We start from the raw sequence: 24,802 nt of genomic DNA, 5'->3' as shown, positions 1-24,802 counted from the left end.
GGCAAGGCCAATCATGACGGCGTCGAGTCGCTGCCAGCGGATCAGATATGCGTTGGATCCCGCGCGCGTTGAGTTCCCAAACGATCTGCTTGGACGAACAAATCACTTTGTTCATCTTCGCGCTGCCGCAACGCAGCGAGCGTTTTCCGCCTTGTAGGAAAGCGCGTTGGCCTGCATGTCTTCGGCCTGCATGTCTTCCCGCCTGCATGTCTTCCCGCCTGCGTGCAGATTGTGTGATCCGATGTGCAAAAGCGAGTTGCGCGGAAAGCGAGTTCCCTCAACACGACGCACATCTCAATACGTACGCGCGCTGTCAGCCCGAGAGGTGCGCTCTCACGGCGCCACCAGCTCCACGCGCCGGTTCAGCGCGCGGCCGGCGTCCGATGCGTTCGAACCGACCGGCGCCAGCAAGCCGACGCCGGCAGTGCGCAGCCGCGCCTGCGTAATGCGAAAACTCTTCACCAGCTCGGCTGCGACCGCTTCGGCGCGGCGTTTCGACAGGTCGAGATTGTATTCATAGGCGCCCTGGCTGTCGGTGTGGCCGACGATGAAGACGTTGAGTTGCGGCTGGCTCGTCAGCAGCTTTGCGATCTGCTCGAGCGTCGGACGGCTTTCCGGCTTGAGCACGGCCTTGTCAGTGTCGAAATAGATGCCGTAGAGCGCGATGTGGCCGGTCTCGCCGAGGCCCTTCGCCATCGCGGCGGCGTCCACCATCTTGTTCGCGATGGCGCCTGACTCGGCGACGGTGACCTGCGCGGTGATCTCCTGGTTGTTCTGGCTGACGAGGACGCTGGCATAGGTCTCGCGCCCGCCCTCGGTCTTGCGGCCGGCGTAATAGCGATAGTTGAAACCATCGACCCACATCTGCGGCACGGGCAGCGTGTCGATGGCCTCGGTGAACGGTATGGCGCCGCAGGCATCAGTGTCGCAGGCGAGCAGGGTCTCGAAGCCGGCTTTCGCCAACTGCGTCTCGAAATTGCGCGACACCTCCAGGATCGAGGGGCCGGGATTAGTGCGATAGGCGATGCGGAAGACGCGGCCCTCGAGCCGCCGCGCATCGGCCGGCTGGCCGTCTTTGAAGGGGGCCGCCTGCATCCGCGCCGCGTCAAAATCCTTCATTACATAGCCGGTGATGACGCTGCCGGCAAAGCGGCCGATGCCGGGATAGTCGCGGGAGCCGGCGACATCGCGCGTCTGTGCGGATGCGGCGGTGACGGTGAAGGTGAAGGAGAGCAAAGCGACGACAGCGAGCATCCGGCGCGGAATGGGCATGGTCATCTCGTTCGGTTGGGGACGGGGGGAGCGCTGCTCCTTTGTCGCGGCCACGACGTGATGGGTTCTGGCCAGGTTTTGCCGCTTTGACGCGAATCCTGTTCCCGGGCATGATCGCGCTGCCTTTCCCGCATAGTTCCAAAGGATTTTCCCGCATGTTGAGACACGCCCCGATGTTCGGACGAGGCTTGGCCACCGCCTTCCTTGTTTGTCTCGCCAGCGGATCGGCGCAGGCCGCGCGTTGCGGCGGCGACTTCAACAGCTTTGTCGCCAGCATGACCGCGGAAGCGCAGGCAGCCGGCGTCTCGGCAGGCGTGACCAGCGCGGCGCTCAGCGGGGTGGCTCAGGACGGCGCGGTGCTCGCCTTCGACCGGCGCCAGCGCTACACCTTCAACAAGAGTTTTGAGCAGTATGTCTCGACCCGCGTCGGCCCCGGCCGCATCAATGGCGGCAAGGCGCTGTTGCAGCGTCACGCCGCGTTGCTCTCGCGCATCGAGCAGCAGTTCGGCGTGCCCCGCACTATCCTGGTCGCGATCTGGGGCTTGGAGAGCGATTTCGGCAAGGGCGACATCGGCAAGCTGCCGGTGATCCGCACGCTGGCGACGCTCGCGCATGACTGCCGCCGTACCGATCTGTTTCAGGGCGAACTGCTCGCGGCGCTGAAGATCGTGCAGCGTGGCGACCTGCCGCTGCGCGACCTCATCGGCGCCTATGCCGGCGAAATCGGCCAGACCCAGTTCCTGCCGTCCTCCTACATCAAATACGGCGTCGACTTCGACGGCGACGGCCACGTCGATCTCCGCCACAGCGTCCCCGACGTGCTCGCCTCGACCGCGAACCTGCTCCACACCAGCGGCTTCAAGATGGGCCAGCCTTACGGCGAAGGCACCGCCAATTTCGAAGCGATGCGCGAATGGAACAGGGCGGTGATCTATCGCAAGACCATCGGGTATTTTGCCGATCGGCTGGCGGGACAGTGAGGGCGTGATGCCTCTCCGCCGTCGTCCTGGCGAAAGCCAGGACCCTTTACCCCAGGCGCGACTCGTTACAACGACTCACAGTCACATGCTGAGTAACTGCCAGTCTTCGCCAAACTGAATTCGGTGGCTATGGGTCCTGGCTTTCGCCAGGACGACGGCGGCGGGTGTGGCGCACCGGTGACGTCTGTCATCGCGCCATCGCGTCGTGCCTCACTTCGTCCCCTTCGCCATCCTCTCCAGCTTACGCTGCAACGGCGCCCAGTACGTTCCGGGGCGAAAACGCTGCAACAGGTCCATGAAGCGGGCGTCGTTGCCGATCAGGATGCGCGGCTCGTTTCTCTCGATGCCCCTGATGATGCGCAGCGCGGCGTCCTTCGGCGTGGTCCTTGCCGCGTTCTCGAACCGCTCGATTGATTGCGAGCGGCGGGCGTTGTCGGTGACGCCGACCCCGGTGCGCGAATTGCGCGCGATGGCGGTGGCGACGCCGCCGGGATGCACGACCGAGAGTTTGACGGGGCTTCCCGCCACCGCAAGCTCGTGCCGCACGCTCTCGGAAAAGCCGCGCACCGCGAATTTCGCGGCGGCATAAGCCGACTGGCCCGGCGGCGCGACGATGCCGAAGATCGAGGAGACGTTGACGATGTGCGCCTCTGCCATCGTCTTCAGATGCGGCAGGAAGGCGCGCGTGCCGTGCACCACGCCCCAGAAATTGATGTCGAACAGCCAGTCCATCTGCGCCTGGTCGATCTCCTCGAACGAGCCCATCAGCGCCACGCCGGCATTGTTGACGACGATGCCGAGCGCGGGATGGGCCATTGTCGCCTCGGTCGCGAACTGCGCGATGTCGGCGGGCTCGCTGACGTCGACGCGATGCAGGCTGACCCTGGGTCCTTGCCCCATCTCGGCCGCGAGCGTCTTCAACCCGGCCTCGTCGCGATCGGCGAGCGCGAGATCGCAGCCGCGTCGGCTCAGTTCGATCGCAAGCGCACGGCCGATGCCGCTCGCCGCTCCCGTGATGGCGGCCGCACCGCGAATCATCGTCATGTTCTCTCCCGTCAAGCCCCGCATCGGGAACCAAGATTTACATTTTTTCAGAATGGAACCGAACCGTATCCGAGTTGGGTCCTTAACGTAAGTTACTTGGGCTGACCTGGGCGGCGGCACGCAGCATTGGGAGCGATCGATGGGACAATCAAAGCCATTTCCTGCAACTGCACTCATCGTCGAAGACGACGTCATGCAGCGGGAGATGCTCTGTCTCCTTCTGGAAGAGAGCGGCTACCAGGTCATTCAGTGTGAAAGCGCCGAAGCGGCAGAGCGCGTGCTGGACAAGAACGGCGGAGCGCTATGCCTGATGTTGACCGACGTGCAGCTTGCCGGCCGCATGAGCGGCGTCGAACTCGCGCACGTCGCCAAGGACCGCCATCCGAAGCTCGACGTCGTCGTCACCTCCGGACGCCCCTTGATGCAGCCCTTGCCCGACGGCGCCAAATTCTGGGCCAAGCCATGGGCGCCGCTCGACGTGCTCCGCGAGGCGGAGATCGCGCTGTCTTGAAGGCGGAGCCCGGACCAGCTTTCTTCGGCTTGTTTTCTAGGGTTCGCTTTCTCGGCCCCGCTTTCTTGCCGCAAGGAGCGGTGATAAGGTTCGTCCATGACCTTGTCCTTCCTGCTCACCTCGCTCATCGTGGTCGCCTCGCCCGGCACCGGCGTGCTCTACACGCTGGCTGCTGCGCTGACACGCGGCTCGCGCGCGAGCATCGCTGCCGCCTTCGGCTGCACGCTCGGGATCGTGCCGCACATGATGGCCGCGATGCTCGGGCTCGCCGCCGTGCTGCACACCAGCGCGCTCGCCTTCGCCGCGCTGAAATGGTGCGGCGTCGCCTATCTGCTCTACATGTCCTGGCAGGCGCTGCGCGAGACCGGGGCGCTGGCGGTCGACGGCGAGATCCGCGAGCATTCGGCCGGCCGCGTCATCGTGACCGGCTTCCTGATCAACATCCTCAATCCGAAGCTGTCGATCTTCTTCCTCGCTTTCCTGCCGCAGTTCATCGCCGCGGACGAGGCGAATGTGCTGGGGCGGATGCTGGAATTGAGCGGCGCCTTCATGGCGATGACGTTTGCGGTGTTCGTGGTCTACGGCCTGTGTGCCGCCTCGGTACGCGAGCGCGTCATCTCCCGCCCGCGCGTCATGGCCTGGCTGCGCCGCAGTTTTGCCGCCGGCTTCGCCGCGCTCGGCGCCAAGCTCGCGTTCGCCGAGCGGTAGATCCTCCGCCCAATAAAAAAGCGGGCCTTGCGCCCGCCATCTTCTAGATCAGAACTCCCACCCGACGCCCGGGCGGAGCGTGCTCCACCCGGGCAAAGAATAAGAAGCCTCGTTACTTCTTCTTCGCTGCCTTCTTGGCCTTCTTCTTCGTCGCCTTCTTCGCCTTCTTCGCTTTCTTAGCCATAGTATCCTCTTAAGGGTTCATGGTTAAACGCGACACGAGGGATGCTCGGCGGAGGGCCAGCCTCGCAACATCCTCGACGACAAGCTCAGCAGATTCGCGCCCGTCTGCCCCGCGCTGTCACATCCGTGTCATCGCGTTATCCACAGCTCAGATGCGTTTTCAGGTGATTTTGGCTCGCGAATCCGCTTCGCCGCGTCGGTCGCGTCATCGCGGGCGACATGCCTAACCATTCGACAACCGCGGCCGGCCGTTCATGAATCCAAAACCAAAGGCGCGCTTTCGAGGACCGCAGTGAGACTCCGTTAAGCGCGACAGCGGCATTGTTCCCGGCAAGAAAACGGGGACGGGTCATGCACGGACGGCTGCGAGGGACGGGGAGCGCGAGGCTGCGCGCGCCATGCTGAACGTGCCGACACTCTGGATGGTGTTCGTCGTCAACTTCCTGGCGCTCGGCCTGATCTGGGCCTACGTGACGCGCTCCTATCCGAAATTTGCGGCCGCGCGGTTCTGGATGGCGTCGTCCTTCGTCGGTGCGACCGGCGCGATGACGGCCCTGATCCGCCTGCTGGTCGATTCTCCCCTGCCGCTCCTGCTCGGCGCGGCCGGTGTCATCGCGGCGAGCTGCCTCGCCGCCATGGGCATTCAACGCTTCTATCACCGGCCGGTCTCGTGGCGCATCATGACCGCGGCGGGAGGCGTGAGCCTCGCCGGCGTCGTGGTCTTCATGGTCGGCTTCGATCACATGCCGCTGCGCATGCTCAGCTACACGCTCGGTCAGGGCCTGCCGCTGGTGCTGGCGCTGCGTCTCCTGCTGTCGCCGCCCGAAGGCCGCGTCAGTCCGGGCGCCCGATTGTCCGGCATCGTCATTCTCGCGATCATCGCGATCCTCGCGGTCCGCACGGTGGGCAATCTGCTCGGCGCCGATTTCTCGGCCAAGGCCGGCGGTCAGGCGCATGCCGTCATGGTGCTGGGGCTCCTGTTCCTGTCGATGACTCTCAATTTCGGCTTCCTGCTGATGGCGATGGATCGTCTGCGCAACGAGGTCGCCGACCTCGCGCTGCTCGACGATCTCACCGGCGTCGCCAACCGGCGGCATCTGTTGCAGCGGCTGGGTGAAGAATGCGCCCGCTCGGAGCGCAGCGGCGAGCCATTCTCGCTACTGGTGATCGATCTCGACGGCTTCAAGACCATCAACGACACCCATGGACACGCCGCCGGCGATGCCTGCCTGCGGCATTTCACCCTGATGGCGCAGACGCGGCTCAGGCCCGGCGACATGCTCGCCCGCACCGGCGGAGACGAGTTCTGCGTGGTGCTGCCGTCATCGTCCTCCCGCGAGGCGGCCGCGATCGCCCGCCGCGTGCTCGAGGTCTGCCGTCAGGATGCAGCCAATTGCACAGGCGGCGACATCCCGATCGCGATCTCGATCGGGGTGGCGCAGTGGGATCGCGACATCGGCCAATATCCGGACCGCCTGATCGCACATGCCGACCACGCGCTCTATGCGGCCAAGAACAACGGCAAGAACGATTTTGCGGTTTACGATCCGGGGCCGCCACTCTCGCCCGAGCCGGCCGGGCTCAGTGAGGCCGCGCGCAAATTCGCGTAAAGCCTGCTACGCTGGGTCCGTTGTTGGACCCTCATGATGATGCCCCGCCTGCTCGCGGCCATTCTCGCCGCCCTCATTCTGATCGCACCCGCCGCCGCAACCGACGCCGAGCTCGCAAAGCTCGCGCGGGTCTCCGGCACGCCCGACATTCCCGGCCTGAAGTTGGTATGGCTGGCGCCATGGGGCGATGTCGGCAACGCCAGACCCTGGCGCAACATCATCGTGCACCAGACCGAGGGGCCGACAGGTTCGGCCCGCGGCGGCGCACAAGAGCAATCGAAGAATCCCACGCGGCGCGGCGTCACATTGTGGGTCGAAACCGACGGCACGGTCTATTGGGCGGTCGCGGAGAATCTGATGCCGACCCATGGCGACGGCGCCAACCGCAACGACAACAAATACATCGACAACAAACCGACCTATCGCCAGGTGGTGCGCGACAATTCGATCGGCGTCGAGTTCGCCGGCAACTATCCCGACGTCACGACGGGCCCGACCGAGGCGCAGGTCGCGGCGTGGAAGATCCTCGTAAAAGTCCTGCGCGCGCGCTACGGCATCCCGCTCGACCACGTCTATGCGCACAACTGGATCGACTACAAGGATGCGCGCTATTGCGAGGGCTGCTGGCTCGCGACGCTGGCGCGGATGTGGGGCGAGTGACGCGTCACACCGGCTGCGCCATCCACCCGAAGAAGCGCCGCATCAATCCCGGACGCCGCGGCACGGCCGGTGGCCCATCCGCCGCAAGCACGCGCTTGAAGAAGTAATCCAGGAACACCATGTCGTTCGGCTCGGTGACGGTGAATTTTTCTTCGCCGAAGAAGACGCTGTAATTGAAGAAGAACGGTCCCATGATCGGGATCGTCGCGGTCGAGGCATAGTCCTTGGAGATCACGAACTCCGACGGCTCGAGGCCGTGGTCGCGCATCGCCTGCTCGACCAGCGGCAGCTTGCGCATGAACTGGGCGGAAAAGCCGCCGACGGTGGATTGCAAAATGATCGACACGATGGGAGGTCGTCCAATTGGCGCAGTCGGTCCGATCATTCTGGGTCGGTTGACCGGCGGGGTCGGTTCAAGGTGAACTCGGTTGTACTTCGGCTGAGGGAAGGAGACTGTGATGGCCGTCTCATTCACCGCTGCTATCGCCCGCGAAGTGTTTAGACCGGAGAAGCCGGGCGATCCAGCAATCCCCAGCGTCTCGGTTCAGTCACGATCGCCGCGGGGTACTGGATGCCCCGGCCCCCGTGCGCAATTGCGCACCAGGCGGGGCATGACGTCGAATGCGAAATGATGCCCACGCAAACAAAAAAGCCGGCGTTGCCGCCGGCTTTCTGTCTCTTGTCGATCCGCCAACCTCTTGGGGCTGGAAGCAACCGCGCTTAGAGCGCGGCTTCCAGCGCGGCCTGTTCGGCCTTTGCAATCGTGCCCTTGACCGCGGCCTGCACCTTTTCGAAAGCGCGGACCTCGATCTGGCGGACGCGTTCGCGCGATACGCCGAACTCAGACGCAAGGTCTTCCAGCGTCATCGGCTCATCGGCGAGGCGACGGGCCTCGAAGATGCGGCGTTCGCGCGGGTTGAGCACGCCCATGGCGCCGTTGAGAGCGTCACGGCGGTGATCATACTCCTCGTGCTCGGCCAGCATGGCTTCCTGGTTGGGCGAGTTGTCGACCAGCCAGTCCTGCCATTCCCCGGCTTCGCCGTCGTCGCGGATCGGAGCGTTGAGCGACGCGTCGCCACCGAGGCGGCGGTTCATGTCGACCACGTCCTGAGCCGTGACGCCGAGACGCTTGGCAATGATGGCCACTTGGTCGGGGCGAAGATCGCCTTCGTCCAGCGCCGAAATCTTGCTCTTCGCCTTGCGCAGGTTGAAGAACAGCTTCTTCTGGTTCGCGGTGGTGCCCATCTTCACGAGCGACCAGGAACGCAGAATATACTCTTGTATCGACGCCTTGATCCACCACATGGCGTAGGTGGCGAGACGGAAGCCCTTCTCGGGCTCGAAACGCTTCACCGCCTGCATCAGGCCGACATTGCCTTCCGAGACGACCTCGGAGATCGGCAGGCCGTAGCCGCGATAGCCCATGGCGATCTTGGCCACGAGCCGGAGATGGCTGGTGACGAGTTGATGTGCGGCGTCGCGATCATCATGTTCCCGCCAACGCTTGGCGAGCATGTATTCCTGCTGGGGTTCCAGCATCGGAAACTTGCGGATTTCGCCGAGGTAGCGAGAGAGGCCGGATTCTCCATTGAGGACCGGCAGGGTAGCGGTACGGGCCATTATGAAGCCCTCCAAGGTTCAGGCCCCCGATAGCGGCGGGCCAGGCAGACGACCGCTGGGTTAAAGCCGGCCGTAGCTGCGATGTTCCGCGTTGGTCCTTTCCAACGCAGGCGCAATATACCCCATGAGGGGGCAAAAAGGGAAGGATTGCTGACGTCACGTCCCCGTGTGGCAGCTATAACTTTTTGTAATGTCAAGGTTTTCTGAATCGGCCTGCGTCATAGCGCCGCTTTCAAAGCCCCTTGGAGGAGAAGCAAATCCTCCGGCAAAGCCGCCTCCCAGTGAAGAAGTTCTCCGGTCCTCGGGTGCTCCAATACCAGCAGATAAGCGTGCAGGGCCTGCCGTCCGAGGGCGGCCAGCGCGGCTTGCGACTCAGGGCCTAGCTGGTTCGCCTTGGTCTTGAAATGCGGGCCGTAGACGCCGTCGCCCAGCAGGGGATGGCCGATATGGGCGAGGTGGACGCGGATCTGGTGGGTGCGCCCGGTCTCGAGCTCGCAGGCGAGCAGGCCGGCGATCGGCTTGCCGTCCCGCCCGGCATAAGTCTCCAGCAGCTCCCAATGCGTCACGGCCTCGCGGCCGCCCTGGCGCACCGCCATCTTCTCGCGTGCATGCGGGTGGCGGTCGATCGGCGCGTCCACGGTGCCGCGATGGCGGCCCGGCAGCCCCCACGCGAACGCCATGTAGCCGCGGCGCATCGCACCCGTCCGGCCGTGGTCGGCGAATTGCGCGGTGAGCGAGGCATGGGCGAGGTCGTTCTTGGCGACGACCATCAGCCCCGTCGTGTCCTTGTCGAGCCGGTGCACGATGCCGGGCCGCCGCACCCCGCCAATGCCGGACAGCGAGCCGCCGCAATGGGCGATCAGCGCATTCACCAGCGTGCCGGTCTCGTGGCCGGCCGCGGGGTGCACCACCAGCCCCTTTGGCTTGTTGAGCACGACGATGTCGTCGTCCTCGAACACGATGTCCAGCGCAATGTCCTCGCCTTTCGGCTCCGGCGGGATAGCTTCCGGCACGTCGATTGTGATCGTATCGCCGGATGCGACGTGATAAGCGGGGTCGCGGATCGCGGCGTCCTTGAGGCTTACCGCGCCCGCCAGGATCAGGGCTTTCAGCCTCGATCGCGACAGGTCGGCGAGGTGCGCTGCCAGCACGCGGTCGAGCCGGGTCGAGTCCTCGTCGCCGGTGACGGCAACCTCCAACCTTTGCGCAGAGCCTGAATTTTCCATGACGACGTCTGATACCGCTGTTCCCGAACCGAGCCCCGAGCAGGCCGCGCTGTTCGCGCGGGTGCGTCGGATGATGCTGATCGCGGGGTTGACCACGGCGCTGGCAATCTGCGCCGTCCTGATCGGCGTGGGCTACCGCCTTTTCAAGTCCGAGGGAAGGGCGGCCGAACCGGTAGGCGACGTCACCGCCGCCCTGCCGAAGGGCGCCAAGATCGTGGCGACCGGGGTCGCCGGCGACCGCCTCGTGGTCACGCTCGAAATCGGCGGCGTCACCGAGATCCGCACCTTCGACGTCCACACGTTGAAACCGGCCGGAAAGCTGAAATTCGCCAATGAGCCGTAGGGCCGGGGTCGGGAACTCGCCCTGTAGCAGACCCGGGCGCCCGCCAAATCTCAGCCGTCGTCCTGGCGAAGGCCAGGACCCATAACCACCGGCGCTAGTTGCGTGAACGAGATCGTCCCTCCGATGTGCCTTAACCATTACCATTCGGGGTAATGGGTCCTGGCCTTCGCCAGGACGACGGTGGCGAGAGGCCGCTCGAAACCCGTGAATCCCACCTTGCCGCCGGCAAAATTCGCAGCTATGTCCTCCCCCACACGCTCCCTTCGTCTAGCGGTTAGGACGCGGCCCTCTCAAGGCTGAAACAGGGGTTCGATTCCCCTAGGGAGCGCCATTTGCCTGAAGCCAACCTTGCCTTGATCTCGATTTGATTGTTCCACCCTTCGGGTGAGCCTGTGGCATTGGCGATCAACATCCGGGCCGACAATAGTTCAGCAGGCGAGATCGAGCGGCTGTGGGAGCAGGTCGGCGCATTCGAAATCGAGCTGTCGATGCGTGCCCTCGGCTACCTGCCGCATTTTACATTTGCGATCTACGACGAGCCTACGATCGACGAGCAGGCCGCATGGGACGCCATGCTGGCAGCCGCAACTGGCGAAACGCAACTGCGCGTCGAATTCACACGAATTCGCTGGTTCGAAGGTCCTCCCCTTGTCGTTTGGGCGCAGCCGGCGGTCGACGAGCACCTGGCCCGTATCCATGCCTCCATCAGCGCAGCAATCGATCCAGAACATTGCCGTCCTTATTACCGGCCTGGCGCATGGACGCCGCATTGTACGCTCGGCATTGGCGTCGCCGACGAACGGCGCGATGATGCCATTGCCTTTGCACGGGCATTTGATCGCAGCATTGAAGTGGTGTTCGACGTGGTGGATTGCGTTGCCTTTCCGCCAGTGCGGGTCATCGCTGAGCAGAGACTGCCGACAGCCTTGCAATTTTGACCGGTCCTTCCGGCGTCAGCGCGACTGCATCGCGCTCAAACTGCCTCGTAAGACGCGATTTTCTTGATCTGCGGCGCGAGCACGTCTTCGGCCGTTTCGAGGTCGAAACGCGTCTGAATGTTCATCCAGAAGGCAGCGCCGGTCTTGAAGAATTTGCCGAGCCGCAGCGCGGTGTCGGCTGTCACCGGCTTTTCTTCGCGCGCAATGCGCTCGATCCGGGTGCGCGGCACGTTCAGGGCAGCCGCTACGGCGTAGGGTGTCAGCTTGAGCGGAACGAGAAATTCCTCACGCAGGATTTCCCCGGGGTGAATCGGCGGCAATTTCCTTGCCATCAGCGAACTCCTTTTGGTCGGACACAAGTGCCCGTCTGATTAGTGGTAATCCACGATCTCGACGTCTTCGGCGCCAGCATCGGTCCATTTGAACACGATCCGCCATTGATCGTTGATGCGGATCGAGTGCTTGCCCGCCAGTTCGCCTCTAAGGGCCTCAAGGCGATTGCCCGGAGGCGAATTCAAGGCGCCGAGAAAGTCGGCGGCATCCACCATGATCATTTTTCGGCGCGCGACTTTTGCGAGGTCCGCCGGAAATCCCTTCGGGACCATGCGGCCCTGAAGGATCGTCTCGGCGAACTTCCCCTTGAAGCTCCTGATCATGGCAATACGTATCTCATTGGGATACGTATTGCAAGGTCTTCGTATCTCGGCGCGATACTATAGGTTGGCGCCGCGCTTGGTTGGGGCCGGCCCGAGCGAACAGGTCGACGGGCAACACAGGACTATGGTCTGATGCCAAGCAAGGTGAAAGCATAAGCGGGTTACGGCGACTGTGCACCAATCCGATTAGCGGAGCCACCACATCACCATGCCGACAATGATGATGGCAGCAAGAATCCCCAATGGACCCTTGGCGTCGAGATCAAAGCCGGGACCTCTAAAACGCAACTGGTGGTCAGACATGACCTAGCTCTCCTTTAAAAATCAGAGAGCGAATCCATCTGGGCGACCTTCTATCGGGACCACGGCTCGCAAATATTCACAAAATCGCTGGCACGGTCTGGACCCCGCGCTTTTAATTACAAAGGGTTACGCGGATTTCGCCTCAATGCGTAGTCAAGATAATCATTTGTGCGGCCGTTTACCCTCTGAGATTGCTGGTGAATCCAGGCGCAATTTCGCGCCCCTGAGCGATTCACATTTGCATGATTTGGGACTAACGAGATGCTCGGAAGGCCGCCGGCCCAGATTTATTTTCGCGCTGAGTGTCGGCCGGGCGAAACACCAAGGATTGCTGTCAACCCCTCCCCGCAAAAATATTCCACTTTACCGAAATTCGGAAATATCGTAACCATCACCCATCCCAGCCCACCAAAGGGGCGGTCGTACGTCGTCACGAACGCGGGCTGGAGTGCGGTGGACGCGGGCGGCGTTAAAGGCGGGCTTGTGCGTGCAGGGCGAGATGAACCTCGTGAGCATGGCACAAACCGCATCGACGGACGGCGCTCAAGTCTTGCGGAGCTTTGGCGACGCAGGGCAGCTCGCGTACGGCGAAACCGTGTGGTCCTGGCCGTCGTTGCTACGGTCAAGCCTTTGCGAAGGCGTCAGCGCGTCAACCGGCGCGGTGCCGTGCATTTCGCGGAGGTGACGGAGGCAAGAAGGAACTCGTCTCCGGGGAGAGCGCGGCATAGGCCGTCAAACCATCGCGCAGGGAAGGCCTGGTCTCGGCTGCCCTGTGTCTCCCCTGTGCATTGCGTGTGCAATCATTTCGCATGGGGGCTTTGTGGGTGCCAGTCGGCGCCCGGTCTTCCCTGCGCCCTTTCTTCGCGAAGGGGTGAAGCGAGAAGCATAGCTCGGGCCAAACCTGCCGCGAGAGCGCGCGCGCCTGTCCACATTTTTCCTACGACATGACCTTCCGTGCGAGCATGCTGCGTCGGCTTCAGTGGAGGTGGTCGTTACTCCCGGAATCTGCCTTGATGCGGTTTCAGCGCGGAGGATAGTGACGATATGAGCGGTTTGGTGATTTCTGGCGGGCGGGTGGTGGATCCCGCGAGCGGGATGGATGCGATCGGTGACGTGGCGGTGGTGGACGGCAAGATCGCCGCGGTCGGCACCTCGCTCGGCGGTGCCGAGCGGGTGATCGACGCGACCGGGCTCGTGGTCGCGCCCGGCTTCATCGATTTGCACGCGCATGGCCAGTCGATCCCCGCGGACCGGATGCAGGCGTTCGACGGCGTCACGACGACGCTCGATCTCGAGGCCGGCGTGCTGCCGGTTGGCTCCTGGTACGAGCGCCAGGCGCGCAAGGGCCGCGTGCTCAACTACGGCGCCGCCACCAACTGGGCCTTCGCGCGGATTGGCGCGATGACGGGCTCCAATGCAGAGAGCTCGCTGGAGGCGTTTGGCAACGCGATGCGCGATCGGCGCTGGATCGACAACGTCGCGAGCGATGCGGAGGTCTCAGGCATCCTGGAGCGACTCGCGCGCGGCCTGAACGAGGGCGGCATCGGCATCGGCATCCTCAACGCCTATGCGCCGGGCGCCGGCGTGCAGGAGCTGACGGCGGTCTGCCAGCTCGCGGCGAAGCAGGACGTGCCGACCTTCACCCACGTCGCCTACATGTCGCGCGTCGACCCCGAAAGCGCGGCGGAAGCCTATATCCGCCTGATCGGCTATGCCGGCGCCACCGGCGCGCACATGCACATCTGCCATTTCAACTCGTCGAGCAAGACCGACATCGAACGCTGCCGCGTGCTGGTCGAGAAGGCGCAGGCGCAGGGCCTGCCCATCACGGTCGAGGCCTATCCCTACGGCACCGGCTCGACCGTGCTGGCGGCGGCGTTCTTCAGCGACCCGGAATTCGTCGCGCGCAACGGCACCGGCTACGACTCCGTGCAGCGCGTGACCGACGGCCACCGCTTCAGCGATCGCGAGGAGCTCTTGAAGGCGCAGGCCGACGAGCCGTCCTCGCTGGTGCTCTGGCACATCCTCGACACCGAGAACAATGCGCATCATCGCGACCTGCTCGACATGTCGGTGCTCTATCCCGGCGGCGCGATCGCATCCGACGCGATGCCGTGGACGACGTCGGACGGCAAGACCTACACCGGCGACGCCTGGCCGCTGCCGGATGACGCCACCTCGCATCCGCGTTCGGCCGGCTGCTTCACGAAATTCATCCGCGAATGGGTGCGCGAGCGCAAGACCGTGTCACTGCTTGAAGGCGTGCGCAAATGCGCGCTGATCCCGGCGGAAATCCTGTCGCAGAGCACGCCCGCGATGCGCGCCAAGGGCAGGCTCACGAAGGACGCCGATGCCGACATCGTCGTGTTCGACTACGAGAAGCTCTCTGATCGCGCCACCTTCACGGCGATGAACCGTCCCTCCGAAGGCGTGCGGCATCTGGTCGTCAGCGGCGAGATGCTCATCACGGACGGCGTGCTGGACGTGGCGGCGCGGCCCGGCCGCCCCGTGCGCCGCCCCGTCGTCGGGAGCTGAGACATGCCGGTCCCCATTCTGCTGGTGACGGGCTTTCTGGGGGCCGGCAAGACCACCGTCGTCAACCATCTGCTGGCGCATGCGGAGGGACGGCGGATCGCCGCCGTGGTCAACGATTTCGGCGCGATCAATATCGATGCCGAGCTGATCGCGGGCGCGAGCGACGGCGTGGTCAGCCTCGCCAATGGCTGCATCTGCTGCTCGCTCGAAGGCGACCTGCTGCGCACGCTGTCGACGCTGCTGCGGCGCGATCCGAAACCCGACTACATCGTGATCGAGACCAGTGGCGTCGCCGATCCCGCCGACATCGTCCGCAATCTGATGGACCCCGTGATCCTGCGCGAGGCGCCGCTGGAGACGGTGCTCTGCGTGCTGGATGCGACGGCGCCGCCAGCCGCCCTGGACGATGCGCTCCAGCGCTCGCAATTGCGCGTCGCCGATATCGTGGCGTTGAGCAAGCTGGATCTGGCGGGCGAGGGCGCGGGCATCCGGATGCGCGAGGCCGTCCGCGCACAGCGCGTCCCCGCCGTGGTGGTCGATGCCCAGCAGGGCAAGATTCCGTCCGCGTTGCTGTTCCCCCCGACCACGGCTCGCGCGTCCGCGCCACGCGAGCCCGGACCGCGACGGCCCGCAGAAGAGCGCTTCGAAACGCTGAGCTGGACCTCGGACCAGCCGCTCTCGCTGCCGCGTTTGCAGCAGGCCATCGGCCGGCTGGCGCCGAAGCTGGCGCGCGCAAAAGGCCTGTTCGAGACCGTCGAGCAGCCCGGGCGCCAGATGGTGTTCCAGTTCGCCGCCGGCCGCGCGACGCTCGCCCCTTGCGATGCCGCGCTCGCTCCCGGCGATGCCGCGCTCGCCTCTGGCGATGCGCCGACGCTAGGCGTGCCGCGCGCGCGGATCGTCTTCATCGCCGAGCTCGGAGTGCTCTCGAAGGCCGAGCTCGACGGGATCATGGAGACGTGTGTTGCGAAGTGAAGCTGTAACCGCCTCACGCGAATTGCGCGATGCCGTGGCCGACGGACCAGTTCTCCGCGGGAGCATCGAGCACATTCACGAACACGTCCTCGGGGCGGATGCCCGGGCTTTCGCCGAGCAGGTCTGCAATCCGCCGGTACAGCGCTTGCTTCTGCTCAGGGGTGCGCGAGGCGAACACGGTGATCTGGATCAGCACGGCGTCGTCGCTGCGAATGACGCCGTAGGCATTGCCGCAGCGGAAGTTCGCAGGCGCATGCTCGCTGATGGTCATGAACTCGTCGCCTTCAGGGACGCTCAGCGCCTCGCGCATGGCGCGGTAAAGGCTGTCGAGAATCGCCTGCCGGTAGGCTTCCGGCTTCCCGGCGCGCATCGAGATGTGAAGGAGAGGCATGAGCTGGTCCCTTTGCATGCGGGCTCGTTCGGCCTGGGCGCATGCAGGCGCGGCCGTTCGGCCCATTGACGAAACGGGCTATCAATCCCAGTTAGTTTTTGACACGATGTCTAGAAATCAAATTCTTGACACCGTGTCAAATATATTTGTCGGGCAGAGGAGTAAGTCTTGAGGCCGCGCGAGTTCGACCATGACGACGTCCTGCGCATCGCGTTCGACCAGTTCTGGCGCAAAGGCGTCCGTGGCACGTCGCTGTCGGACATCGCGCGCGACGCCGGTGTTCAGCGCGGCAGCCTCTACAACGCCTTCGGCAGCAAGGAAGCGCTGTTCCTCCAGGCCTATGAGCGCTATGCGGGCGACTATCTCGTCGCCCTGCAAAAGGCGCTCGGCGCGGGCTCGTTGCGCAAGCGCCTCACCGCGTTCTTCGACCTCACCATCACGAACTTCCGCTCCGGCTCGCCGCCGCGCGGATGCCCGACCACGCGCGGACTGATGGAACTCGGCGCAGCCGAAGGCGAAGGGCTTGATGAGGAGGCGCGCCAGGCGTTTGCGAACCTCGTCTCGCGCATCACTGCTCTGGTTCAGGAAACGTTGGCGGCGGGCGCAGCGCGCGGCGAATTCAACGGCAATGCCGCGGCCGCAGCACTGCACATCATCACCGTGACGCGCGGACTCGCCGTGCTCGAACGCGCCTTCGGCGACGAGCCGCAGCTGCGCAAGATCGCCGCCCACACGATCGATCTCGTGCTCGGCAAGAAGGGAGGCTAGGTGTCAGCACAAGGCGAGCGCGTTGACCGCCCGCGTCGCCGCGTCCTCCTTGCCGGGACCGACGACCTGGCAGACGATGGATTCGAGTTCACCGGGCTGGTTGCGGCGCGCCACCGCCAGCAGTCGCATCAACTCTGTTTCGTCCTTCGACAGGCGCCGGCACGACGGCGGCATGAAGCACAATTCGCATGGGCTTCCGCTGCGCAGGATTCTGACGAGCGCGGCAACGCGCGCGACCAGCAGCGGGCTGTCGGCGATACCAGGCGCCTCGTCGGCAAAGCGATAGGCCGCCTCCCAGCAATCGGACGCGCCGGTCGCATAGGCAGCTGCGATGAACCGTAACAGCGAAAGCGCGACGCGGCAAAAATCATCGTAGCTTTCGACGTCAGGCCGCGCCGCAAGCGCGGCCTGGAGCGGACAGAGCCGCGGCTGGCCGGCTTCCGTGACAGGCACGGAGCCGCAAATATCCTGCATTATGAGCGATCTCGTCAGTGCAATGTGGGGCTACCGACCAGCCAGCGTTTCATCGCCATCGTCCGGTCATGGCCGAAAGGCGGAGCCTGTCTGTCGGGCAGGATGAGACCCGCCATGCTGAAGATCGTTGCAAGCCCCCGGACGGGTGCGAGCGCCCAATCGGCCCCGACCGGCGGCAGCCAGCATTCGAACTGCGCGCGCGCGGCGTCGATGCGTTGCTGCTGTGCCGCGGCGATCGCCCGCAAGATTCCGTGCTCGCAGTCGGACATGCGCGGGCAGGTCGGGCAGTGCACCTCGATGGCCGTATGCGCCGTGCACGCAAAGATCTCGATGATGGATTCCAGCGAAGGCACGGCATCGCCCACGCGAAAATGGTCGTACACTTGCCGGATGTCGGCCGCGGTCGGAACGACGCTTCCGCTGCGGGCTTTGGCCCGAAATCCCCAGATGAAAAGCCGCTCGGCCGCGCTCAGCGCGGGAAGATCGAGGGACCCTGTCGATGTCGTTTGATGCATTGAGCCTCTCGCCTTCGGCTGCGCTCACGCCAGTTCCGGCGCTGGTGATCTGCGCCGATCGTTCCGCCGGAGCCCCCGGCAAGTCAACGCTCGGAGGGGCGATATCGAGGCCTTCTAGTTTTGAAGAGCTCGCATCTCGGATGCGGCCGTCCCCGGCAGCCTGCGGCCTCTCCACGCAGTTTTGCGGGGATTTCGGGAACCCGAATGCTTAAAGCTTTGCTAAGGGGAGCGGGATAAACTGGCATATCAGCCCTTCCAATTCTTGCGAGCACCGATGTTTTTCTCCCGCATCAGTTTCAAGCTGGTCCTGATTGTCGGCATCAGCCTTCTCGGCATGATCGCGCTGGCGCCGATCGCGCTCTCGACCCTGCGCACGCAGATGATCGCGGACCGTCAGGCCAAGACGCAGCACATGGTCGATGTCGGCTACGGCATCCTGGCCCACTACCAGAAGCTCGAGAGCGATGGAAAGCTGCCTCGCGAGCAGGCGCAGGCCGGCGCGATCGCGGAGATCAAGAGCCTGCGTTACGACAAGGTCGAATATTTCTGGCTCAACGACATGGCCGCGAAGATGATCATGCACCCGATCAAGCCCGAGCTTGACGGCAAGGATCTCTCCGACATGAAGGACCCGACGGGCAATCGTCTGTTCTCGGGCTTCGTTGACGTCGTCAAGAAGCAGGGCGCGGGCTTCTACAGCTATCTCTGGCCCAAGCCTGGTTTCGACCAGCCGGTCGGGAAAATCTCCTATGTGAAGGGTTTCGCGCCCTGGGGCTGGATTATCGGCACCGGCATCTATCTCGACGACGTCGACGCCGTCTTCCGCCAGGATGCGACGACCTTCGCGCTGGTGTGCCTCGTCGTGTTCGTGCTCGTGCTCGGCGCCTCCTTTGTGATCGGCCGCAGCGTCACCCGGCCGCTGGCCAAGATCACCGCGCTGACCGAGCGCCTCGCCGCCGGCGACAGCGCGTTCGAGGTACCCTATACCGACCGCAGCAACGAGGTCGGCGGGCTCGCCAAGGCGCTCGCCGTGTTCAAGGACAATGCGTCGGCTGTCGGCCAGATGCACGCCGAGCAGCAGGCGACGAAGCAGAAGGCCGACGAGGAGAAGCGCAAGACGATGACCGATCTCGCCGGCAAGTTCGAGGCGAACGTTCAGGCCGTGGTCCGCGACGTCTTCAACGAGGCGCGGGCGATGCAGCAGGCCGCGCAGGGCATGTCGGAGACCGCGAACAAGGCGACCGACCGTGCGAGCTTCGTCGCCACCGCCTGCCAGCAGGCCTCGAGCAACGTGCAGACGGTGGCCTCCGCCGCCGGGCAGCTGTCGGCGTCCATCGCCGAAATCAGCCAGCGCGTCGCGCAGGCTGCAAGCGTGGCCGACAAGGCCGCCGCCGACGGTCAGCGCACCAACGACACCGTGCAGGGACTTGCTGCCGCCGCGCACAAGATCGGCGAGGTCATCGACCTCATCAACCAGATCGCCTCGCAAACCAATCTGCTCGCGCTCAACGCCACCATCGAGGCGGCGCGGGCCGGCGAGGCCGGCAAGGGCTTTGCGGTGGTGGCAAGCGAGGTCAAATCGCTGGCGAGCCAGACCGCGAAGGCGACCGACGAGATCGGCGCGCAGATATCGGCGATCCAGGCCGAGACCAACCAGGTGGTCGGCAACATCGAGAGCATCCGCAGCACTATCATGGAGGTCAACGAGATTTCCTCCTCGATCGCCGCAGCCGTCGAGGAACAGGGCGCCGCGACCGCGGCGATCGCCCACAGCGTCCAGGAGGCCGCCTCCGGCACCGACCAGGTCTCACAAAATATCTCCGGCGTTACCGATGCCACGGCCGAGACCGGCCAGGCCGCCGGCCTCGTGCTGCAATCGAGCGGCCGGCTGACGCAGAAGCTGCAATCGCTGGAAGACGAAGTCAGCGCTTTCGTTGCGGGGGTGCGGGCGGCCTAGTATAGCAGGGGGATGGACCAAAACTCCAATCGTCGGGCGCGCATCCTTCTGATCAATCCGAACAGTTTTGAGGCGACCACCGCAATGATGGTCGCCATCGCGACGTCGGCCGTGGCTGATAATTTCGACATCGTCGGCGCCACGGCAACGCGGGCGCCGCCGATGATCGTGTCGCCGGATGCGCTCGACGCAGCCGCGCCCGAAGTCGGTGAGATCGCGCGGGCGCATGCAGGCTCCTGCGACGGCATCATCGTCTCCGCGTTCGGCGATCCCGGCCTTGCCGGGATCAAGGCCGCGATAAAACTGCCCGCGGTCGGCATCGGTGAGTCCTCCATGCTGGCAGCCGCCGAGAATGGCCGCCGTTTCGGCGTGGCGACCACGACGCCGTTGCTCGAGGCGAAGATCGACGCCTTGTCGGACGCGCTGGGGTTGCGATCGCGTTACACCGGCACCCGCTTCGCGGAGGGCGATCCGCACGACCTGATGCGCGATACCGCGCGGCTGCGCGTAGCGCTCGCCGGCGCAGTCGAGGCCTGCATCGCGCAGGATGGCGCCGAGGCCGTCATCATCGGTGGCGGGCCGCTGGGCGAAGCCGCGCGCGAGCTTCAGCCGATGTTCAATGTCCCGGTCATCGCGCCGATTCCGTCTGCCGTGGCGCGGATTATCCGCCTCATCACGGCGCGTGCAACCAACTGATATTCCGGGCCGCGGGAACGGCCGCAGCGACCAGCTTCCTTGCGCTTGACGGCCTCGGCTAAAGTGACGAAGCAGAACCATCGGACTTGCCGACCCGCGCCTCGGCGCGCGGACATGGAGACGCTGCATGTCGTTCAAGAAGCTCCTGATCGCCAATCGCGGCGAGATCGCCATCCGCATCGCGCGCGCCGCGGCCGATTCCGGCCTTGCGACGGTCGCGATCCATCCGGCGGACGATGCGCTGTCGCTGCATGTGCGTGTTGCTGATGAGGCGATCGAAATTCCCGGTCGCGGCGCGCGGGCCTATCTCGATATCGACGCGGTGGTGAAGTCGGCGATCAACGCCGGCTGCGATGCCGTGCATCCCGGCTACGGCTTTCTCAGCGAGAACGCCGCGTCCGCCCGAATCTGCGGGGATGCAGGCATAACTTTCGTCGGACCGACACCGGCCGCGCTCGAATTGTTTGGCGATAAGGTCGCAGCACGGCAACTGGCAAAACGCTGTGGCGTGCCGATCATTGCTGGCACCAGCGGGCCGTCGAGCCTTGAGGAGATCACGGCGTTCTTCGTTTCCCTCGGCAGCAATGCGGCGATCGTGATCAAGGCGATGTCCGGTGGCGGTGGTCGTGGCATGCGCGTGGTCGAGTGCGCTGCCGATCTCGCGGAGGCCTACGCGCGCTGCCAGTCCGAGGCCAAGGCCGCGTTCGGCTTCGACGGCGTCTATGCCGAGCGCTTGATCCGGCAGGCGCGCCATATCGAGGTGCAGATCATCGGCGACCGCCAGGGCGCGATCTCCCATCTCTGGGAGCGCGAATGCACCATCCAGCGCCGGCACCAGAAGCTGATCGAGGTGGCGCCGAGCCCGTCGCTGAGCGACAGTTTGCGCGGCCGTATCATCGAGGCGGCGAAGCAACTTGCCGCTGCCGCGTGTTACGACAATCTCGGCACGTTCGAATTCCTGGTCGACGGCACTGCGGACGACAGCTTTGCCTTCATCGAGGCCAATCCGCGGCTCCAGGTCGAGCACACCGTCACCGAAGAGGTGCTCGGCCTCGACCTCGTCCGCGCCCAGCTCGCCGTCGCTGCCGGCGCGTCGCTGGCGTCGCTCGGGCTGGCGCAAGGGGCCATCCCGAAGCCGCGCGGTTATGCCATGCAGCTCCGCGTCAACATGGAGACGTTGGACGAGGTAGGGGCGACGCATCCCACCGGCGGCGTGCTTGCCGTGTTCGAGCCGCCGTCGGGACCGGGCGTCCGCGTCGATAGCTTCGGTTACGCCGGCTACAAGACCAGCGCCGCCTTCGACTCGCTCTTGGCAAAAGTCATCGTCCACACGCCGAGTGAAGCCTGGCACGATGTGGCCGCCAAGGCCTCGCGCGCCCTGCGCGAATTCAGGATCGACGGCGTCGTCACCAATATCGGCTTCCTCCAGGCCGTGCTGGCGCATCCCGATTTCAGGACCAACTGCATCGCGACCGATTTCATCGACCGCAATATCGGCAAGCTCGTCGAAGCCGCGGATGGCGCGGCCAAACCACTCTATTTTGCGGCGACGGAGCGAAGCGGCGGTCCCGGCACCGAGGCGCATACGGCACAGACCGTGCCCGAAGGGACGGTAATGGTCGCGGCGCCCCTGCAAGGCACCATTGTCACTATTCAGGTGAAGGAAGGCGAGGTCGTGCGCCCGGGCCAGCAGCTCGCCGTGATCGAGTCCATGAAGATGGAGCATCTGGTCATGGCCGAGCAAGGCGGCCGGGTCATGAAGCTCGTCGCCGGCGACGGCGTCACGCTGATGCATGGCGAGCCGATCCTCTATCTCGAGCCGCTCGATGTCGCGGCCGATGCGTCGGCAACGGAGGCCGACATCGATCTCGACCACATCCGTCCCGATCTCGCCGAGCTGATCGCGCGCCAGGCCAATACGCTCGACGAAAATCGCCCGGCCTCGGTCGAGCGCCGCCGCAACACCAACCAGCGCACCGCGCGCGAAAACGTCGCGCAGCTCGTCGACGACGGCTCGTTCATGGAGTACGGCAGCCTTGCGATCGCGGCGCAGCGGCGCCGGCGCAAGCTCGACGATCTCGTCAAGAACACACCAGCCGACGGCCTCGTCATGGGCGTTGCCACCGTCAACGCCGAGAAGTTTGGTCCCGAAGGCGGGCGCTGCATGGTCGTGGCCTATGACTACACCGTGCTCGCGGGCACGCAGGGCCACATGAACCACAAGAAGATCGACCGCATGCTGACGCTTGCCGAAGACTGGCGCGTTCCACTGGTATTTTATGCCGAAGGCGGCGGCGGCCGGCCCGGCGATACCGACCGGCTCGGGATGACCGGCCTTGACGGCCCGTCCTTCGTGCAATTTGCAAAACTCTCCGGCCTCGTGCCGGTGATCGGTATAGTCTCCGGCTATTGCTTCGCCGGCAATGCCGCGATGCTCGGCTGCTGCGATGTCATCATCGCGACGAAAAACGCCTCGATCGGCATGGGCGGCCCCGCCATGATCGAAGGCGGTGGCCTCGGCGTCTATCATCCCGCCGAAGTCGGCCCTGTTACGTTCCAGTCGCCGAACGGCGTCATCGACCTCCTGGTCGAGGACGAGGAGGAGGCGACGCGGGCCGCGCAAAAATACCTGTCCTATTTCCAGGGCGGGCTGACGGAGTGGCAGGCGGCCGACCAGCGCCTGCTCCGCCGCGCGATTCCCGAGAACCGCCTGCGCGTCTACGACATCCGCAGCGTGATCGACCTCGTCGCGGACAAGGAGTCCGTGCTGGAGCTGCGCCGCGACTATGGCGTCGGCATGATCACCGCGTTGATCCGCATCGAGGGCAAACCGTTCGGCCTGATCGCCAACAATCCCCGCCATCTCGGCGGCGCGATCGACGCCGATGCCGGCGACAAGGCCGCGCGCTTCCTCCAGCTCTGCGACGCCTTCGACCTACCCATCGTCTCGCTCTGCGACACACCCGGCTTCATGGTCGGCCCGGAAGCGGAGAAGACCGCCATCGTCCGCCACGTCTCGCGCATGTTCGTGACAGGCGCGAGCCTCACCGTGCCGCTGTTCGGCATCGTGCTGCGCAAGGGCTATGGGCTCGGCGCGCAGTCGATGATCGGCGGCGGTTTCCACGCCTCGTTCTTCACCGCGGCCTGGCCGACCGGCGAGTTCGGCGGCATGGGTCTTGAAGGCTACGTCCGCCTCGGCTTCCGCAAGGAGATGGAAGCGATCGCCGACCCCGTCGAACGCGAGACCTATTATCGCAACAAGGTCGCCGAGCTCTATGCCAACGGCAAAGCGGTCTCGATCGCCTCCGTGTTCGAGATCGACAACGTCATCGATCCCGCGGAGACGCGGCGCTGGATCATGGCGGGGCTGCGATCAGTGCCGAAGCCACCGCCGAGGACGGGGAAGAAGCGGCCATGCATCGATACGTGGTGAGGGCGGTGCAGCAAGTTTTGCGGCCCGGTTCCCGATTGACATCCCGGCCTGTGGTGCCAGACTTTGCACAATAATACAGGGTGGAGACGTCCGCGATGGCCAGCCTTTCGGCCTCGAACCATGTCGCCCGTGTCTTGTCCGTCGCCAACCAAGTGGCCGACGTCGATGCCTCTTCGCGCATTGCCGATTCCTGGCGGCGCTGCCTGATCAGCCACAAGCTCGATCCCGCCCGTCAGGGCCCGCCGCAGACGCTGACCGAAGCCGAGGTCCGCAATGTCGCCGAGCCGATGGAGCAACTGATCCGGCTCGTAACGCCGGAGCTGGAAGATCTCGCCCGCGTGCTGCGCCAGACCGGCTATTGCGTCAATCTCGCCGACCCCAGCGCCACTATGCTGTGGAGCCGGCTGCCCGGCGCGGCCGACACCGAGATCTTCATGCGCTGGAAGGTCTATACCGGCTCGAATTTTTCCGAGGCCTTCGAAGGCACCAACGGGCTCGGCACGGCGCTTGCGGAGCAGAAGCCGATCCTGGTGCATCGCGACGAGCATTTTCGCGCGCAGTGGCACATGTTCTCCTGCGCCGTGGCGCCTTTGTTCGACCAGGCCGGTCGCCTCGCCGGTGCCGTGAACATCACCTCATGCCGCGACGATCTCGAACGCGCCGCGCATCAGCTCGCGCTCGCAGTGACGATGGAGGCGACGCGGCGCATGGAGGGCGCGATCTTCCGCAGCCACTTCCGCAACGCCTGGATCGCGACCGTGCCTGATGACGGTGGCAGCGGCCTGCTCGCCTATGACGACGATCGCCGCATCGTCGGCGCCTGCCGTTCGGCGCGCGCACTGCTGGGTCTCACCGACGGCCTGATCGCATCCGGCATCGATCTGTCGCGTTACGTCAAGTTCGATCATCCCACCGCGCAGAATGCGGACGACATCGTCGAGTTGCGCCGGGCCGATGGCAGTCGGTTGGGGCATGGCCATGTCGCGCCGCCGCTGCGGGCGAGGCCA

At 64.9% G+C, this 24,802-nt stretch carries 24 protein-coding genes and 1 tRNA gene; 15 read left to right on the top strand and 10 right to left on the bottom strand.

Annotated features, from left to right (window positions below; all coding sequences use genetic code 11):
- Nucleotides 1–333: 333 nt before the first annotated feature.
- Nucleotides 334–1,278: an OmpA family protein gene (locus IVB31_RS08080; RefSeq protein ID WP_247320607.1), complete on the bottom strand. Its 945-nt coding sequence runs from the start codon at nt 1,276–1,278 to the stop codon at nt 334–336.
- Nucleotides 1,279–1,427: 149 nt separating this feature from the next.
- Between IVB31_RS08080 and IVB31_RS08075 the strand changes: the two genes are divergently transcribed.
- The gene (locus tag IVB31_RS08075) at nt 1,428–2,252 is read left to right on the top strand and encodes a lytic murein transglycosylase (RefSeq protein ID WP_247320605.1); all 825 of its coding nucleotides are present in this window, start codon (nt 1,428–1,430) and stop codon (nt 2,250–2,252) included.
- Between the two features lie 210 nt (nt 2,253–2,462).
- Here the strand turns inward: IVB31_RS08075 and IVB31_RS08070 are convergent, their stop codons facing one another.
- Entirely contained in the window at nt 2,463–3,296 is an 834-nt protein-coding gene (locus IVB31_RS08070) for an SDR family oxidoreductase (RefSeq protein ID WP_247320603.1), read from the bottom strand.
- A gap of 139 nt (nt 3,297–3,435) precedes the next feature.
- On the opposite strand from IVB31_RS08070, the gene IVB31_RS08065 reads away from it, so the two are divergent.
- The 4 genes from IVB31_RS08065 to IVB31_RS08050 all read left to right on the top strand — a co-directional run bounded on the left by IVB31_RS08065 (nt 3,436) and on the right by IVB31_RS08050 (nt 6,968).
- Nucleotides 3,436–3,807, top strand: a complete 372-nt coding sequence (locus tag IVB31_RS08065) for a response regulator (RefSeq protein ID WP_247320601.1) — start codon at nt 3,436–3,438, stop codon at nt 3,805–3,807.
- 96 nt (nt 3,808–3,903) lie between these two features.
- Nucleotides 3,904–4,515: a LysE family translocator gene (locus IVB31_RS08060; RefSeq protein WP_247320598.1), complete on the top strand. Its 612-nt coding sequence runs from the start codon at nt 3,904–3,906 to the stop codon at nt 4,513–4,515.
- Between the two features lie 581 nt (nt 4,516–5,096).
- A complete protein-coding gene (locus tag IVB31_RS08055) occupies nt 5,097–6,308 on the top strand; it encodes a GGDEF domain-containing protein (protein ID WP_247320596.1) in 1,212 nt (403 codons plus the stop codon).
- Between the two features lie 33 nt (nt 6,309–6,341).
- Nucleotides 6,342–6,968 (top strand): peptidoglycan recognition family protein, encoded by a 627-nt coding sequence (locus tag IVB31_RS08050; RefSeq protein WP_247320594.1) that lies wholly within the window; start codon nt 6,342–6,344, stop codon nt 6,966–6,968.
- Nucleotides 6,969–6,972: 4 nt separating this feature from the next.
- On the opposite strand, the gene IVB31_RS08045 is transcribed toward IVB31_RS08050, so the two are convergent.
- From IVB31_RS08045 to IVB31_RS08035, 3 genes are all read right to left on the bottom strand, one after another.
- Nucleotides 6,973–7,314: a hypothetical protein gene (locus IVB31_RS08045; protein ID WP_247320592.1), complete on the bottom strand. Its 342-nt coding sequence runs from the start codon at nt 7,312–7,314 to the stop codon at nt 6,973–6,975.
- A 374-nt stretch (nt 7,315–7,688) separates the two neighbouring features.
- Nucleotides 7,689–8,588: an RNA polymerase sigma factor RpoH gene (gene rpoH / locus IVB31_RS08040; protein ID WP_247320590.1), complete on the bottom strand. Its 900-nt coding sequence runs from the start codon at nt 8,586–8,588 to the stop codon at nt 7,689–7,691.
- Between the two features lie 218 nt (nt 8,589–8,806).
- Nucleotides 8,807–9,814, bottom strand: a complete 1,008-nt coding sequence (locus IVB31_RS08035; RefSeq protein WP_247320588.1) for an RluA family pseudouridine synthase — start codon at nt 9,812–9,814, stop codon at nt 8,807–8,809.
- Between IVB31_RS08035 and IVB31_RS08030 the strand changes: the two genes are divergently transcribed.
- From IVB31_RS08030 to IVB31_RS08020, 3 genes are all read left to right on the top strand, one after another.
- A complete protein-coding gene (locus IVB31_RS08030; protein WP_247320586.1) occupies nt 9,813–10,157 on the top strand; it encodes a hypothetical protein in 345 nt (114 codons plus the stop codon). The genes IVB31_RS08035 and IVB31_RS08030 overlap by 2 nt on opposite strands.
- 256 nt (nt 10,158–10,413) lie before the next feature.
- Nucleotides 10,414–10,488: transfer RNA gene (locus IVB31_RS08025), tRNA-Glu, on the top strand.
- A 61-nt stretch (nt 10,489–10,549) separates the two neighbouring features.
- A complete protein-coding gene (locus tag IVB31_RS08020; RefSeq protein ID WP_247320584.1) occupies nt 10,550–11,095 on the top strand; it encodes a 2'-5' RNA ligase family protein in 546 nt (181 codons plus the stop codon).
- Between the two features lie 35 nt (nt 11,096–11,130).
- Here IVB31_RS08020 and IVB31_RS08015 read toward each other — a convergent pair whose 3' ends face one another.
- Nucleotides 11,131–11,427, bottom strand: a complete 297-nt coding sequence (locus tag IVB31_RS08015) for a HigA family addiction module antitoxin (RefSeq protein WP_247313578.1) — start codon at nt 11,425–11,427, stop codon at nt 11,131–11,133.
- Between the two features lie 39 nt (nt 11,428–11,466).
- Complete coding sequence (locus IVB31_RS08010) at nt 11,467–11,751, bottom strand: type II toxin-antitoxin system RelE/ParE family toxin (protein ID WP_247320583.1); 285 nt, start codon at nt 11,749–11,751, stop codon at nt 11,467–11,469.
- 1,347 nt (nt 11,752–13,098) lie between these two features.
- Between IVB31_RS08010 and IVB31_RS08005 the strand changes: the two genes are divergently transcribed.
- Both IVB31_RS08005 and IVB31_RS08000 read left to right on the top strand, forming a co-directional pair.
- Nucleotides 13,099–14,589, top strand: coding sequence for an amidohydrolase family protein (locus IVB31_RS08005; RefSeq protein ID WP_247320582.1), 1,491 nt, complete (start codon nt 13,099–13,101; stop codon nt 14,587–14,589).
- Between the two features lie 3 nt (nt 14,590–14,592).
- On the top strand, nt 14,593–15,561 hold the full coding sequence (locus IVB31_RS08000; protein WP_247320581.1) for a GTP-binding protein: 969 nt from the start codon (nt 14,593–14,595) through the stop codon (nt 15,559–15,561).
- A gap of 13 nt (nt 15,562–15,574) precedes the next feature.
- On the opposite strand, the gene IVB31_RS07995 is transcribed toward IVB31_RS08000, so the two are convergent.
- On the bottom strand, nt 15,575–15,952 hold the full coding sequence (locus IVB31_RS07995) for a tautomerase family protein (protein ID WP_247320580.1): 378 nt from the start codon (nt 15,950–15,952) through the stop codon (nt 15,575–15,577).
- A 168-nt stretch (nt 15,953–16,120) separates the two neighbouring features.
- Here IVB31_RS07995 and IVB31_RS07990 point away from each other — a divergent pair, with 168 nt between their 5' ends.
- Nucleotides 16,121–16,720, top strand: a complete 600-nt coding sequence (locus tag IVB31_RS07990; protein ID WP_247320579.1) for a TetR/AcrR family transcriptional regulator — start codon at nt 16,121–16,123, stop codon at nt 16,718–16,720.
- 3 nt (nt 16,721–16,723) lie between these two features.
- Here IVB31_RS07990 and IVB31_RS07985 read toward each other — a convergent pair whose 3' ends face one another.
- Together IVB31_RS07985 and IVB31_RS07980 are read right to left on the bottom strand one after the other, a co-directional pair.
- A complete protein-coding gene (locus IVB31_RS07985) occupies nt 16,724–17,197 on the bottom strand; it encodes a hypothetical protein (RefSeq protein WP_247320891.1) in 474 nt (157 codons plus the stop codon).
- A gap of 11 nt (nt 17,198–17,208) precedes the next feature.
- Complete coding sequence (locus IVB31_RS07980; RefSeq protein WP_247320578.1) at nt 17,209–17,577, bottom strand: hypothetical protein; 369 nt, start codon at nt 17,575–17,577, stop codon at nt 17,209–17,211.
- 406 nt (nt 17,578–17,983) lie between these two features.
- Between IVB31_RS07980 and IVB31_RS07975 the strand changes: the two genes are divergently transcribed.
- From IVB31_RS07975 to IVB31_RS07960, 4 genes are all read left to right on the top strand, one after another.
- Nucleotides 17,984–19,666 carry a cache domain-containing protein gene (locus IVB31_RS07975; protein WP_247320577.1) on the top strand — a complete coding sequence of 561 codons (1,683 nt, stop codon included), beginning with the start codon at nt 17,984–17,986 and terminating at the stop codon, nt 19,664–19,666.
- Nucleotides 19,667–19,678: 12 nt separating this feature from the next.
- Entirely contained in the window at nt 19,679–20,362 is a 684-nt protein-coding gene (locus tag IVB31_RS07970) for an aspartate/glutamate racemase family protein (protein WP_247320575.1), read from the top strand.
- Between the two features lie 127 nt (nt 20,363–20,489).
- Nucleotides 20,490–23,795, top strand: coding sequence for a carboxyl transferase domain-containing protein (locus IVB31_RS07965; RefSeq protein ID WP_247320573.1), 3,306 nt, complete (start codon nt 20,490–20,492; stop codon nt 23,793–23,795).
- Between the two features lie 95 nt (nt 23,796–23,890).
- The coding region (locus IVB31_RS07960) for a GAF domain-containing protein (RefSeq protein WP_247320571.1) at nt 23,891–24,802 on the top strand (912 nt) is incomplete at its 3' end.

Source organism: Bradyrhizobium sp. 21, assembly GCF_023073335.1.
Taxonomy (GTDB): domain Bacteria; phylum Pseudomonadota; class Alphaproteobacteria; order Rhizobiales; family Xanthobacteraceae; genus Bradyrhizobium.
The sequence above is the reverse complement of the archived record's forward strand: the minus strand, read 5'-3'. Positions and strand labels throughout refer to the sequence as shown.